Source organism: Streptomyces sp. NPDC004134, from assembly GCF_042874195.1.
Classification (GTDB): domain Bacteria; phylum Actinomycetota; class Actinomycetes; order Streptomycetales; family Streptomycetaceae; genus Streptomyces.
Genome location: NZ_JBIAMS010000002.1, coordinates 467,244 through 480,687 on the forward strand (window position 1 = coordinate 467,244; position 13,444 = coordinate 480,687).

The 13,444-nt window shown below is 73.7% G+C and carries 10 protein-coding genes; 7 read left to right on the forward strand and 3 right to left on the reverse strand.

Annotated elements, in window-relative coordinates:
- Positions 1–94: 94 nt before the first annotated feature.
- Genes ACFYVJ_RS05230 through dgoD form a run of 5 tightly spaced genes read left to right on the forward strand, consistent with a single transcriptional unit; the run spans position 95 to position 6,456 of the window.
- Complete coding sequence (locus ACFYVJ_RS05230; RefSeq protein WP_388886758.1) at positions 95–2,089, forward strand: beta-galactosidase; 1,995 nt, start codon at positions 95–97, stop codon at positions 2,087–2,089.
- Between the two features lie 24 nt (positions 2,090–2,113).
- Positions 2,114–3,436 (forward strand): ABC transporter substrate-binding protein, encoded by a 1,323-nt coding sequence (locus ACFYVJ_RS05235; RefSeq protein ID WP_388886759.1) that lies wholly within the window; start codon positions 2,114–2,116, stop codon positions 3,434–3,436.
- A complete protein-coding gene (locus ACFYVJ_RS05240) occupies positions 3,433–4,383 on the forward strand; it encodes a carbohydrate ABC transporter permease (RefSeq protein WP_388886761.1) in 951 nt (316 codons plus the stop codon). The genes ACFYVJ_RS05235 and ACFYVJ_RS05240 overlap by 4 nt, the downstream gene beginning before the upstream one ends.
- Positions 4,380–5,303 carry a carbohydrate ABC transporter permease gene (locus ACFYVJ_RS05245; protein ID WP_388886762.1) on the forward strand — a complete coding sequence of 308 codons (924 nt, stop codon included), beginning with the start codon at positions 4,380–4,382 and terminating at the stop codon, positions 5,301–5,303. Before ACFYVJ_RS05240 ends, ACFYVJ_RS05245 begins: the two co-directional genes overlap by 4 nt.
- A gap of 4 nt (positions 5,304–5,307) precedes the next feature.
- On the forward strand, positions 5,308–6,456 hold the full coding sequence (dgoD, locus tag ACFYVJ_RS05250) for a galactonate dehydratase (RefSeq protein WP_388886763.1): 1,149 nt from the start codon (positions 5,308–5,310) through the stop codon (positions 6,454–6,456).
- Between the two features lie 88 nt (positions 6,457–6,544).
- On the opposite strand, the gene ACFYVJ_RS05255 is transcribed toward dgoD, so the two are convergent.
- On the reverse strand, positions 6,545–7,843 hold the full coding sequence (locus tag ACFYVJ_RS05255) for an MFS transporter (protein WP_388886765.1): 1,299 nt from the start codon (positions 7,841–7,843) through the stop codon (positions 6,545–6,547).
- 146 nt (positions 7,844–7,989) lie between these two features.
- Here ACFYVJ_RS05255 and ACFYVJ_RS05260 point away from each other — a divergent pair, with 146 nt between their 5' ends.
- Positions 7,990–9,174, forward strand: coding sequence for an acyltransferase family protein (locus ACFYVJ_RS05260; protein WP_388886766.1), 1,185 nt, complete (start codon positions 7,990–7,992; stop codon positions 9,172–9,174).
- On the forward strand, positions 9,152–11,464 hold the full coding sequence (locus tag ACFYVJ_RS05265) for an ATP-binding protein (protein WP_388886767.1): 2,313 nt from the start codon (positions 9,152–9,154) through the stop codon (positions 11,462–11,464). The genes ACFYVJ_RS05260 and ACFYVJ_RS05265 overlap by 23 nt, the downstream gene beginning before the upstream one ends.
- 81 nt (positions 11,465–11,545) lie before the next feature.
- Here ACFYVJ_RS05265 and ACFYVJ_RS05270 read toward each other — a convergent pair whose 3' ends face one another.
- The gene (locus ACFYVJ_RS05270; protein ID WP_199850685.1) at positions 11,546–12,535 is read right to left on the reverse strand and encodes a sugar-binding transcriptional regulator; all 990 of its coding nucleotides are present in this window, start codon (positions 12,533–12,535) and stop codon (positions 11,546–11,548) included.
- A 165-nt stretch (positions 12,536–12,700) separates the two neighbouring features.
- Positions 12,701–13,390: a ribulose-phosphate 3-epimerase gene (gene rpe / locus ACFYVJ_RS05275; protein WP_388886769.1), complete on the reverse strand. Its 690-nt coding sequence runs from the start codon at positions 13,388–13,390 to the stop codon at positions 12,701–12,703.
- Positions 13,391–13,444 lie beyond the last annotated feature (54 nt).

Below are 13,444 nucleotides of genomic sequence, written 5' to 3' on the forward strand. Positions count from 1 at the left end.
CGCTCCGGGTGTTGACGGATCCGCCGCGGCACTTCTACGTTGCCCGCAAGGTTAATTCGTAATTTAAGAATTGAGCAAGAGGGGCGGAGGCAGTGTGGCGCGCATCCACTTCGGCGGCGACTACAACCCCGAGCACTGGCCGGAGGAGGTCAGGGCCGAGGACATCCGGCTGATGGAGGAGGCCGGGGTCTCCATGGTCACGGCCGGGATCTTCTCGTGGGCGCTGGTCGAACCGCGGCCCGGCGCGTACGACTTCGACTGGTTCGGCCGGGTGCTGGACGACCTGCACGGCGCCGGCATCCGCGTCTGCCTGGCGACGATGACCGCCTCCCCGCCACCGTGGCTGACCGAGCGGCACCCCGAGGTGCTGCCGCAGGACGCCGACGGCATCCGCAGGTGGCCCGGCTCGCGTCAGCACTTCTGCCCCTCCAGCCCGGTCTACCGCGAGCACGCCGTACGCCTGGTCACCGAGCTGGCGACCCGCTACGGCACCCACCCCGCCCTGGAGAGCTGGCACATCGGCAACGAGTACGGCTGCTCCAACCCCCGCTGCTACTGCGACGTCTCCGCCGCCGACTTCCGCCGCTGGCTGCGCGAGCGCTACGGCGACGTCGAGGCGCTGAACACCGCCTGGGCCACCACCTTCTGGTCCCAGCGCTACGGCACCTTCGAGGAGGTGTTCCCGCCGCGCACCACCCCCACCCACCCCAACCCGGCCCAGGTGCTGGACTACGCCCGCTTCTGCGACGACGCGCTGCTGCAGTGCTACCTCGCCGAGAAGGAGGCGCTGAACGGGATCACCCCCGACGTGCCCGTCACCACCAACCACATGCCGCTGCACAAGCCCGTCGACCCGTACGCCTGGGCGGCGCACGAGGACGTCCAGGCACTGGACTTCTACCAGGACCCGTACGACCCCGAGACGCACCTCGGCGCGGCCCTCGCCTTCGACGTGACCCGCTCGGCGGGCGGCGGGCGCCCCTGGATGCTGATGGAGCAGGCGCCCAGCGCCGTCAACTGGCGGGCGCGCAACAGCCCCAAGCCCCCCGGCGCGATGCGGCTGTGGAGCTGGCAGGCGGTCGCGCAGGGCGCGGACGCGGTGCTGTACTTCCAGTGGCGGGCGACCCCCGGCGGCGCCGAGAAGTTCCACTCGGCGATGGTGCCGCACGCCGGCACCGACACCCGGATCTTCCGCGAGGTGCGCGCGCTGGGCCGGGAGCTGGCCGCCGTCCCGCAGCTCGCGGGCGGGCGCTCGTGCCCGGAGGTGGCGCTGCTCGCGGACTGGCACAGTTGGTGGGCGCTGGAGCAGGGCTCGCACCCGTCCGCCGACCTGGACTACGCCGAGACACTGCGCCGCCACTACCGGCCGTTCTTCGACGCGGGCGTGGAGTGCGACGTCGTGCCGCCGGACCGCGACCTGTCCGCGTACCGGCTCGTGGTCGTGCCCAACCTGTACCTGATGAGCGCGGAGACGGGCGCCCGGCTGACGGAGTTCGTACGCGCCGGGGGCCACCTGCTCGTCTCGTACTTCACCGGCATCTCCGACGACTGCGACCGCGTGTACCCCGGCGGTTATCCGGCGCCGCTGCGCGAGGTGCTGGGGCTGCGCGTCGAGGAGTTCTGGCCGCTGGCCGAGGGGCAGCACCTGCCGCTGACCGGGACGCTGACCGGCACCGGCGACCTGTGGTCCGAGGCCATCGACCTCGAAGGCGCGGAGGCCGTCGCGGCGTTCGGCGCGGGCGAGCTGGCCGGGCGGCCGGCGCTCACCAGGCACGCGTACGGGGACGGAGCCGCCTGGTACGCGGGCACCCGGCTGCCGGCGGCGGAGATGCGCACCCTGGTGGACCGGGTACGCGCCGGGGCGGGGGTGGAACCGGTGCTGCCGGGGCTGCCGGCGGGGATCCAGGCCACCGTGCGCGAGGGCGCGGAGGGGCGCTTCCTCTTCCTGCTCAACCACGGTGCCGGCACCGCGACCGTCACCCTGCCCGAGCCCATGCCCGTGGTCGCAGGCGACGGCGCCGGCCCCGCGGCGGGCCCGGTCGCCTCGGTCGACCTCCCCGCCCGCGGAGTCGTCGTCCTGCAGACCTGAGGAGTGCACTGACAAGGAGGTCGGATGCCCACCCGAAGGAAGATCCTGGCGTGGGGCGCGGCGGCCGCCGCCGCGCCCGCACTGGCCGGCTGCGGCGAGCAGGTCGGCGCGGCCCGTACGACCACGGCGGCCGGGCGCAGGCCGGGGCAGAAGGTCACGCTGACCTTCTGGACCTGGGTGCCCCTGCAGAAGGCCGTGGCGCTGTGGAACGAGCAGCACCCGGACGTCCGGGTCGACGTGCAGACGGTGCCTGCCAACACCTCCGGCGGCTACCAGAAGATGCACTCCTCCCTCACCGCGGGCGACCCGCCCGACCTGGCGCAGGTGGAGTACTACGCGCTGCCCGAGTTCATGCTCGTGAACGGCCTCACGGACCTGAGCGAGTACGGCGCCGACGAGCTGAAGGGCGCCTACGTCGACTGGCAGTGGCAGCAGGGGGTGTTCGCCGGGAAGACCTACGCGATCCCCCAGGCGTCGGGACCGATGGGGCTGTTCTACCGCCGGGACCTCTTCGACAAGTGGGACATCGAGGTCCCGGCCACCTGGGACGAGTACCGGGCCGCCGCGGTGAAGATCAAGAAGCGCGGCTCCCTCATCTCCGCCTTCCCGCCCGCCAACGCCCAGTGGTTCGCCGCCTTCCCCTGGCAGCGCGGCGCCCACTGGGTGACCACCGAAGGCGACACCTGGGTGGTCGACCTCGCGGGCCCGGAGTCGCTCCAGGTCGCCGACTTCTGGGACGGGATGCTCTCCGACGGGCTCGTCGCGCCCGTCCAGGACGCGCAGTCCGCGTTCTACAAGGGACTGCAGACGGGAGAACTCGCGACCTGGCCGGGCGCGCAGTGGTACGACGCCCTGATCCGCGGCAACGCGCCGCGCACCGAGGGCCGGTGGCGGGTCGCGGAACTGCCGCAGTGGGAGCGCGGCGGCCACGCCTCCTCCAACTGGGGCGGCTCGGCCACCGCGATCCTCCAGGGCAGCCGGCACCCGGTGGAGGCACTGGAGTTCGCGCACTGGCTCAACACCGACCCGGCGGCCATCGACCTGCTGATCGCCGCCGGCTACGGCTGGCCCGCGGCGAAGATCGAGCTGGCGGACTCCGCGCTCGGCAAGCCCGATCCGTTCTTCGGCGGCCAGCGCTACAACGAGGTCTTCCAGCTCGCCGACGGCAACGTCGACACCTCCTGGCGCTTCGCGCCGACGACGACCCAGTCGTACGCGCATGTCCAGGACGCCTTCGGCCGCGTCCTGGCCGGCCAGGGCTCGCTCGCGGACGCCCTCGAAGACGCCGAGGGCATGTTCGTGGACGACCTGAAGGCCAAGGGGCTCAAGGCGAGGAGCGCGCGATGAGCACGTCCCCGCAACCGGGCCCGGCGCGGTCCGGCACGGCCGCCCGCAGCCGGCGCCGCGGCCGCCCCGACCGCAAGGCGTGGGCGTTCCTCGGCCCGTTCCTCGCGCTGTACCTGTTCGCGATCGTGGTGCCGGTCCTCTACGCCGTCTACCAGAGCATGCTGAAGGTCGAGCGCAGCGGCCCCATGGGCCTGGGCGAGCCGTCCGTCGGCTTCGCCGGCTTCGAGAACTACTCCCTGGCCCTGCACCAGGAGACGTTCGTCGAGGGCTTCGGCCGGGTGCTGCTCTTCGGCATCGTGCAGGTGCCGGTGATGCTGGTCCTAGCCCTGGTGCTCGCGCTGCTGCTGGACCAGGTCTCCCACCGCTGGGCGGGACTGCTGCGGGCCACGTACTTCCTGCCCTACGGCATCCCCGGCGTGATCGCCACCATCCTGTGGGGCTTCCTGTACGTGCCCGGGGTCGGCCCGGTCACCTCCGTGCTCGGCGACCTCGGCTTCCAGCCCGACTTCCTCGGCTACGACAACGTGCTGTGGTCGATCGCCAACATCGTGGTCTGGCAGTTCGCCGGCTACAACATGCTGATCATCATCGCCCAGCTCAAGGCCGTGCCGCAGGAGCTGTACGAGGCGGCCAGGATCGACGGCGCCGGGCCGTGGCAGACGGCGCTGCGCATCAAGATCCCGCTGGTGCGGCCGGCCCTCGTGCTGACCACCGTGTTCTCCATCATCGGCACGATGCAGCTCTTCGCGGAACCGCTGGTGCTGAAGAAGGTCGCCCCGGCCGTCACCACCGACTACACCCCCAACCTCAGCGCGTACTTCGACGCCTTCGCGAACGCCAACCTGTATCTGGCGGCGGCCAAGTCGGTCATCCTCGCCGTCGTCGCCATGGTGCTGTCGTTCGGATTCCTCAGCCTCGTCACCCGCAAGCAAAGGAGCGAGCGGTGAGCGCCACCGGCACCCGGACCACCACGACCGGCACCGCGGCGGCCGGGTCCCCGCCCGCCGCACCCGCACCGCGCCCGCGCCGGGCACCGCGCCCCGGCCGCGTCCTCCTGGTGGCCGTGCTCACGGCGGCCGCGCTGTACTTCCTGCTGCCGGTCTACTGGCTGCTGGTCGCGGCCACCAAGTCGAACGACAGCCTCTACGGCTCGTTCGGCCTGTGGTTCGACGACCCGCGGCTGTGGGACAACCTCAGCCGGGTCTTCAGCTACGACGGGCATGTCTACCTGCGCTGGACGCTGAACTCCCTGCTGTACGCGGGCGTCGGCGCGGTGCTGGCGACGCTGCTGTCCGCCGCGGCCGGCTTCGCGCTCGCCAAGTACCGCTTCGCGGGCCGGGAGGCGGTGTTCAGGTTCGTCCTCGCCGGTGTGCTGCTGCCCTCGACGGCACTGGCGCTGCCGCTCTACCTGATGTTCAGCAAGCTGGAGCTGACCAACACCTACTGGGGCGTCCTGATCCCCAGCGTCGTCAGCCCGTTCGGGGTCTACCTGTGCCGCATCTACGCGGAGGCGGCGGTACCCGACACCCTGCTGGAGGCGGCGCGGGTGGACGGCGCGGGCGAGGGGCGGATCTTCTTCTCGCTGGTGCTGCGGATCATGACCCCGGCGCTGGTGACCGTCTTCCTCTTCCAGTTCGTGCACATCTGGAACAACTACTTCCTGCCGTTGGTGATGCTCTCCGACGACCGGAAGTACCCGATCACGCTCGGGCTGGTCACCTGGCAGCAGGCCGCGGACCGGGTGCCGGAACTCACGCAGTACACCATCGGCGGAGCCTTCGTCTCCGTCGTCCCCCTGGCCGTCGCGATGCTCGTCCTCCAGCGCTTCTGGCAGACCGGGCTGACCGAGGGCAGCGTCAAGGAGTAGCCAGTTGAAGATCACCCGGGTCGAGACCTTCGCCGTGCCGCCGCGCTGGCTCTTCTGCCGGATCGAGACCGACGACGGCCTCGTGGGCTGGGGCGAGCCGGTGGTGGAGGGCCGGGCGGCGACCGTCCGCACGGCCGTCCACGAACTCGCCGGGCAGTTCCTCGTCGGCGCCGACCCGCTGCGGATCGAGGACCACTGGCAGCTCATGACCAAGGGCTCCTTCTACCGCGGCGGCCCGGTGCTCTCCTCCGCCGTCGCGGGTCTCGACCAGGCGCTGTGGGACCTCGCGGGCAAGGCGTTCGGCGCGCCCGTGCACCAGTTGCTCGGCGGCCCGGTGCGCGAGCGCGCCCGCGCGTACTGCTGGGTCGGCGGCGACGAGCCCGGCGAGGTGCACGACCAGGTCGCCGCGCAGGTGGAGGCGGGCTTCACGGCGGTGAAGATGAACGGCTCCGGGCGGATGGACCGGCTGCCGAACGTCGCGGAGCTGCGCCGGGTCGCCGCCCGCGCGGAGGCGGCGCGCGACGCGCTCGGCCCGGAGCGGGACTTCGCCGTCGACTTCCACGGCCGGTTCTCCGCGGCCGGCGCGATCAAGGCGATCGGGGTGCTGGAGCCGTACGCGCCGATGTTCGTGGAGGAGCCGGTGCTGCCCGAGCACACGCATCTGCTGGAGCGGGTGACCGGCTCCACGGCGCTGCCGGTGGCGACGGGCGAGCGGCTGTTCTCACGCGCGGAGATGCTGCCGGCGCTGCGGGCGGGCGTCGCGGTGCTCCAGCCCGACCTCTCGCACGCCGGGGGCATCTCGGAGTGCCGGCGGATCGCCTCGCTGGCCGAGACGTTCGACGTGGCGCTCGCGCCGCACTGCCCGCTGGGGCCGCTGGCGCTGGCCGCGAGTCTGCAACTGGCCTTCTGCACGCCGAACTTCCTCATCCAGGAGCAGTCGATCGGCATCCACTACAACACCGGCGCGGAACTGCTCGACTACGTCGCGGACCCCGAGGTCTTCCGCTTCCACGACGGGCACCTGCTGCGGCCGGCCGGCCCCGGGCTGGGCGTGGAGATCGACGAGCGGGCGGTACGGGCCGCGGACGGGACGGCGGAGAGCTGGCACAACCCGGTGTGGCGGCACCCGGACGGGTCGTACGCGGAGTGGTGACGCGGAGTGCACGCGCCTGTGGGTGACGCGGCGTTGGGCAACGCGCTGGGGTGACGCGCAGGGGTGACGCACCGGGGGCGGGGGCGGCTCAGCGCCGGGTCGCCGCCACCGCGCCGGCCGTCACCAGCACCGCGACCGCGATGCCGAACGCCGTGGTGCCCGCCGTCAGCCCCACCGCGTCGCTGAGGTACCCGGCGGCGACCGGCAGCACCCCGGCCATCAGGTAACCGCCGCCGGTGAGCGCCGCGTTGGCCTCGGCCAGCCGGGTGGCCGGTATCCGGGCGCTGAGCGTGCTGAGCCCGCCGAGCTGCGCGCTGCCCTGGCCGAGCCCGGCCAGCACCGCGGCGGCCAGCAGCAGCGGCACCGAGGTGACGGCGGTCGCGAGCACCAGCGCCGCCATGCCGGCGGTGGTCAGGACGGCGCCGAGGGCGAAGAGGACGCGTACCCGCAGGGCGCGCACCGCGAACTGCACGCCGGTGGCCGCCGCGAAGAGCAGGAAGATCATGCCGCCGGCGAGCGCGCGGTTGTCGCTGTCCAGCAAGTCGGCCAGCAGGGCCGGGCCGAGGGAGAGCACGAAGCCGGTGGCGGTCATGCCCGGGGCGAGGACGGCGAGGCTCAGCAGCAGGGTGCGGCGGTGCGGGCGGGGTACGGACGGGATGCGTACGATCCGGCGTGCACCCCGGGGCGCCGGATCCGCCGCGCCCCCGGCCCCGGCGTCGGCCTCCGCTCCCCCGCCCGGCCGCCCCCCGCGCCGCTCCCCCGGCTGTGACAGCGGCATCCGCAGCACCACCGCGACCGCGACGAGCAGCAGCCCCGTCTGCACCACGAAGACCAGCCGGGTGGGGTGCGGCAGCGTCTCCGACAGCACCCCGGCGAGCATCGGCCCCAGCGCCGCCCCGCCGACCATCGACGCGGACGCGACCAGCCCGCCGAACTGCTTCTGCCCCGGCGGCGCCAGGTCCGCCACCGCCGCCATCCCCGCCGCCAGGACGGCACCCACCGCGAACCCGCTGAGCAGCCGCGCCACGCCCAGCACGGCGACCGACTCCGCGGTGGCGAAGAGCAGCGCAGCGGTGAGCGACAGCGCCAGCCCCGGCAGCAGCACCGGCCTGCGGCCGTACCGGTCGGCGAGGGTGCCGGCGAACGTCAGGGTGACGAGCAGTCCCGCGATGTAGGCGGCGTAGATCAGCGTGATCGTGGCGGCGGAGAAGCCGAACCGGCCCTGCCACAGCACGTACAGCGGCGCGGGCTCGTTGGACAGGGCGAGCGCGGCGACGACGGGCCAGGCGGCCAGCCACATCCACCGCCGCGAGCCGCCCTGCGGGCCGCCGGACACGGGTGCGGTGGTGCCGGGGGCGGGGTCCGTGCGGCGGGCGTCGGCCGTCATGCGCGCTCCTCGGCAGGGTCGGCCGACACTGTACGAGATCGTCCGCGCGCCCTGAAGTGCGGGTGGCTGCCCGGGAGTCCGCGAGCGCGCGGCACCCGGCCGCCCGAGTTTCCCTATTATTCCTATCGGCATGATAGGGAAGAGTGGTGAGCGGCAACGACAGGGCCGGCCCCGGCACGCCCCGGGACCCGTACTTCGACAACGCCAAGTTCCTGGCGGTGGTGCTCGTCGCGTGCGGGCACGCCTGGGAGCCGCTGGTCGACGGCAGCCGGGCGGTCGCCGCCGCGTACGAGACCGTCTACGCCTTCCACATGCCGGCGTTCGTGCTCGTCTCCGGCTACTTCTCCCGCGGCCAGGACGGCTCGCCCCGCCGCGCGCGCGGGCTGATCACCGGGCTCGTCGTGCCGTACCTGGTCTTCGAGACCGCGTACACCCTCTTCGGCCGCCTCGCCGGCGGCAACGAAAGCCCCCTCAGCCTGCTCGACCCCTGGGGCGTGACGTGGTTCCTGCTCGCGCTCTTCGTCTGGCGCCTGTCCGTACCGCTGTGGACCGCCCTGCGCCACCCGCTGCCCGTCGCGCTCGCGGTGGCCGCGCTCGCCACCGCGGGACCCGGCATCGGCGACGATCTGGAGCTGCAACGGGTCCTCCAGCTCCTGCCGTTCTTCGTCCTCGGCCTGACCTGCGCGCCGGAGCGGCTGCGGCTGCTGCGGCGGCGCGAGGCACGGATCCTGGCCGCGCCGGTGCTCCTCGCCGCGCCCGTGGCCGCGTACCTCCTCGGCCCGCACACCGACCGGCGCTGGCTCTACCACAACGCCGCCGCCCAGGAGATCGGCCACTCCGGTACGACCGGGCTGCTCGCCGCGCCCGTGCTCTTCTGCTGCTCGCTGCTGCTGGTCGCGGCGTTCCTCGCCTGGGTGCCCGGGCGCCGGACGTGGTGGACCGTGCTGGGCGCCGGCACGCTCTACGGCTATCTGCTGCACGCCTTCGCCACCCAAGGGGCCCGCTACGCCGGCTGGTACGAGCCCGCGTGGCTCTCGGCACCCGCCGGGGCCGTGGCCGTGACCCTCGCCGCCGCCGCGGGCGTGGCGCTGCTGTGCACCCCGCCCGTGCGCCGGGCCCTGCGCTGGGCGGTCGAGCCACGGCTCGCGCCCCTCTTCCGACCGGCGGGCATCGCGCCAACTCGCGCCCCCCGTTCGGTTGAATCCACCGGACTCGCTCCGACGTCCGGCTCCGCGCCCCTTACCGTCGTCGGTTGTACGACCGTCGGTCGTACACCGCCAGCCGGTCACCGACCTCCGGGGGACCACGATGAGGAACCGCAGCGCCGGTGAGCTGCCCGCCGAAGCCACCAGCTTCGTCGGCCGCCGGCAGGAGCTCGCGCTGCTCGACGCCTGTCTGCGGCAGGCCCGCCTGGTCACGCTCACGGGACCCGGCGGCGTCGGCAAGACCCGCACCGCCGTGCGCGGCGCGCACCGGCTGCGCTCCCGCTTCCCCGACGGCGTCACCCTCGTCCCGCTGTCTGCCCTGGCCGACCCGAGGCTGCTGCCCAACACCGTCGCCGCCGCGCTCGACCTGCCGGAGCAGACCGCGCTGCCGGCGCAGGACGCGCTCGCCGCGTACCTGAAGGACAAGACGGCGCTGCTCATCCTCGACACCTGCGAGCACCTGGTCGACGCCTGCGCCGTGCTCGCCGAGGAACTGCTGCGCGCCGCGCCGCGGCTGCACGTCGTCGCCACCAGCAGGCAGCCCCTGGACGTGGCGGGCGAGCACATCCTGCCGATCCCGCCGCTGGCCGTCCCGGACACCGGACGGGCGGACGACGCGCTGCAGTTGTTCACCGACCGGGCCGCCGCCGCCGTGCCCGGCTTCACCGTCGACGACGACAACCGCGCCGACGTCCTCGCCCTCTGCCGCCGCCTCGACGGCATCCCGCTCGCCATCGAACTGGCCGTCAGCCGGCTGCGGGTGCTCTCCCCCGAGGAGATGCTGAACCGGCTCGACCACCGCTTCCAACTGCTCACCGGCGGCCGGCGCACCGCCGTCCCGCGGCACCAGACGCTGCGTACCACCATCGGCTGGAGCTACGAGCTGTCCACCGAGCCGGAGCGGCTGCTGTGGTCCCGGCTCGCGGTCTGCGCCGGGGAGTTCAGCCTGGACGTCGCCGAGGCGGTCGGCGCGGAGGGAGCGCTGCCCGTCGAGGGGGTGCTCGACGCGCTGATCGGGCTGGTGGAAAAGTCCGTGGTGCTGCGGGTGGAGTCCGACGACGGCACCCGCTACCGGATGCTCGACACCATCCGGGAGTTCGGCCTGGAACAGCTCGGCCCGGGCGCGGAGGCGGAGCGCACCCGGCGCCGGCACCGCGACCACTTCCTGCGCCGCGCCCGGTTCTTCGACGACGAGTGGACGGGCGACCGGCAGGCGGTGCTGCTGCGGCAGATGGTGCGCGACCAGGCGGACGTACGGGTCGCGCTGGAGTTCTGCGTCGCCGACCCGGACGACGCCTCCGCGGGCCTGCGGATGGCGACCATGCTGTGGGGCTACTGGCACTGCACCGGACTGCTCACCGAGGGCCGCTACTGGCTGCGCCGCGCCCTCGACCGCTGCCCGGAGGACCGCGCGGAACGGGTCAAGGCCCTCTGGCTGACCTGCTGGTTCATGGACATGCAGGGCGAGCGCGGGGACACCTTCGCGCTGCTGGACGAGGCCGAGGCCGTCGCGCTGCGCATCGACGACCGTACGGGCCTCGCCTGGGCCCGCACCTTCCGCCACCACTCCCGCTACTTCCGCGGCCGGGCCGACGGCGTCGCCGAGGGCTTCGAGGCCGCCCGGCGGGAGCTGGCGGAGCAGGGCGACGAGACCGGGCTGCTGATGAGCGGCTTCATCGTCGGCTTCTTCCACGTCCTCAACGGCGGTACGGGCGAGGGCATCGCGCTCAGCGAGGACTCCCTCCGGCGCAACGCGGCCACCCCCGCCGAGCTGTGGTCGCGCGGCTGGGCGCTGTGGGTCAAGAGCATCGGCCTGTGGCTCAAGGGCGAGCACCTGGAGAGCATCGAGTGCGCCCGGCAGGGCATCCGCGCCAAGGCGGTGCTGCACGACCTGATGGGCGTCGCGCACTTCCTGGAGGGCTTCGCCTGGCGGGCGGCGGAGCTGCGGCATTTCGAGCGGGTGGCCGTGCTGCAGGGCGCGGCGGACGCGCTGTGGCGCCGGGCGGTCAAGGAGGCCAGGTTCGGCATCACCGTCCTGCACGACCTGCACGGCGGCGCGGCGGACGCGGCCCGCGAGGCGCTGGGCAACGACGGCTACGACACCGCGTTCCGCGAGGGCGGCCGGCTGCCCACGAACGCCGCCGTGGCGCTGGCGCTCGCCGACGAGGCGGCGCCGGCCGCGCCTGCGGTCCCGGCGCAGCCGCCGGGCGCGGGCGACGGGCTCACGCCGCGGCAGCGGCAGGTGGCGGGGCTGGTGGCCAGGGGGCTGACGAACCGGGAGATCGCCGAGAAGCTGGTGATCTCCAAGCGCACGGTGGACGCGCACGTGGAGCACATCCTGGCGAAGTTCGGCTTCACCTCGCGCTCGCAGATCCCGGGCGTGCTCTCCGGCCCGCTGCACGCGCCCGTGGACTGAGGCAGGCGGCCCGGTCCGTACGGGAAAGGCGCGCCGGGCGTACGGAAGGTCCGACGGCCTGCGGCGCGGGATGCCCCGGGACTACAGGTCGTCCGGGTCGGCGCGGTCCAGCGCGGGGCGCGGGCCCGGCGCCACCTCGTCCAGCAGGTAGTCCGCGGCCACGGTGTCCGTGACCAGGCTGGTGACCAGCCCCGAGCGCAGCACCGCCACGATCGCCTCGCGCTTGCGCGCGCCGCCCGCGATGGCGACCACCTCGGGGATCCGGCGCAGCCGGTCCGCCTCGACGGTGATGCACCGCTCCCCCAGGTCACGGCCGATGCGCCGGCCCTCGGCGTCGAAGAGGTGCGCGGACATCTCGGCGGCGGCGCCCAGCGAGGCGTAGTGGGCGCGCTCCTCCTCGGAGAGCATGTCGTGCATGGCGGAGATGCCCTCCTCCCAGGAGCCGATGGAGACGGCGGCGACGGTCACCTTGTCGAAGTACTCGAAGGCGCGGGCCACCCCGGTCTGGCTGCGCAGCGCGGTGGCGGTGGCGGCGTCGGGCAGCAGCATCGGCGCGTAGATCGGGTGGGCCTCGCCGCCGGCGACCTCCGCGGCGCGGCGCACGGCCTCCACGGAGCCGCGCTCCGCGGTGCCCGCGTCGTAGACGCCGGTGAGCTGGACGACGGTGCACGGGGGCAGCCGGTGCAGCGCCTGCGCCATGTTGATCGTGGACCTGCCCCAGGCCAGACCCAGCACGTCACCCTCGGTGACCAGCTCGGCGAGCAGATCGGCGGCGACGCTGCCGAGGTTCTCCGGATCGCGGGTGTCGGGCACGGCGTCGGCCGGTGCCTCCACGACGACGGCGTGCCTGAGGCCGAAGCGGGCCCGCAGGGCGTCGGAGCGCTCGGCGTCGAGCTCGGCGGGGACGCGGATCTCGATCCGTACGAGGTCGCGTTCGAGCGCGGTCTCCAGCACCCGGGCGACCTTGAAGCGGCTGACGCCGAACTCGTCGGCGATCTGGATCTTGGACTTGCCCTCCAGGTAGAAGCGGCGGGCCATGGCCGCCGCCTGTACCAGCTCCGCGGGTCCCATCCGCGCAGCCGTCCGGCCCGTCGACACGAGATCTCCTTTGCTCTCCCCAGCGGCGCTGCTCGGAAGCGCTGCTCCGTATTCAATACTTTCACGATCCGGGCCCGGAGGCGTCTGCTCCGGATGGCCGGGGGCCGCGGCCCGGGCCCCTCCCGGTGGTACGGGGCGCTAGTGGCAGCCCGTCGCCCAGGGTGCACCCTCACTGGCCGCCGCCGCCTGGGCGCGCAGCGCCCGCACCGCGGCGGCCGGGTCCTCGGCCCCGTACACCGCGGAACCGGCGACGAACACGTCCGCGCCCGCCTCGGCGCAGCGCTCGATGGTCTCCGCGGAGACCCCGCCGTCGACCTGGAGCCACATCTCCAGGCCGTGCTTGGCGATCAGCTCCCGGGTGCGGCGCACCTTGGGCAGCATGATGTCCAGGAACGCCTGGCCGCCGAAGCCCGGCTCGACGGTCATGACCAGCAGCATGTCCAGCTCGGGCAGCAGGTCCTCGTACGGCTCGATGGGGGTGGCGGGCTTGAGGGCCATCGAGGCCCGCGCCCCCTTGGCGCGCAGCTCGCGCGCCAGGCGCACCGGCGCCGCGGCCGCCTCGGCGTGGAAGGTCACGGAGCCGGCGCCCGCGTCCACGAACGCGGGGGCCCAGCGGTCCGGCTCGTCGATCATCAGGTGGCAGTCCAGCGGGGTGCCGGTGGCCCGGCTCAGCGACTCGACGACCGGGACGCCGAGGGTCAGGTTGGGCACGAAGTGGTTGTCCATGACGTCGACGTGAAGCCAGTCGGCGCCCGACACCGCGTCCGCCTCCTCGGCGAGGCGGGCGAAGTCGGCGGACAGGATGCTGGGGTTGATCTGGACTGCCATGCCCCCCAGCCTGCCATGCCCGCGGCGGGGCAGGGGCCGCGGTACCCGTGCTGC

Excerpts from the sequence above, each read along its gene's own strand:
- ACFYVJ_RS05235 (WP_388886759.1), top strand. The coding sequence starts at position 2,114 with ATGCCCACCCGAAGGAAGATCCTGGCGTGGGGCGCGGCGGCCGCCGCC.
- ACFYVJ_RS05240 (WP_388886761.1), top strand. The coding sequence starts at position 3,433 with ATGAGCACGTCCCCGCAACCGGGCCCGGCGCGGTCCGGCACGGCCGCC.
- ACFYVJ_RS05255 (WP_388886765.1), bottom strand. The coding sequence starts at position 7,843 with ATGACGGCCGACGCCCGCCGCACGGACCCCGCCCCCGGCACCACCGCA.
- ACFYVJ_RS05265 (WP_388886767.1), top strand. The coding sequence starts at position 9,152 with ATGAGGAACCGCAGCGCCGGTGAGCTGCCCGCCGAAGCCACCAGCTTC.
- ACFYVJ_RS05270 (WP_199850685.1), bottom strand. The coding sequence starts at position 12,535 with ATGGGACCCGCGGAGCTGGTACAGGCGGCGGCCATGGCCCGCCGCTTC.
- rpe (WP_388886769.1), bottom strand. The coding sequence starts at position 13,390 with ATGGCAGTCCAGATCAACCCCAGCATCCTGTCCGCCGACTTCGCCCGC.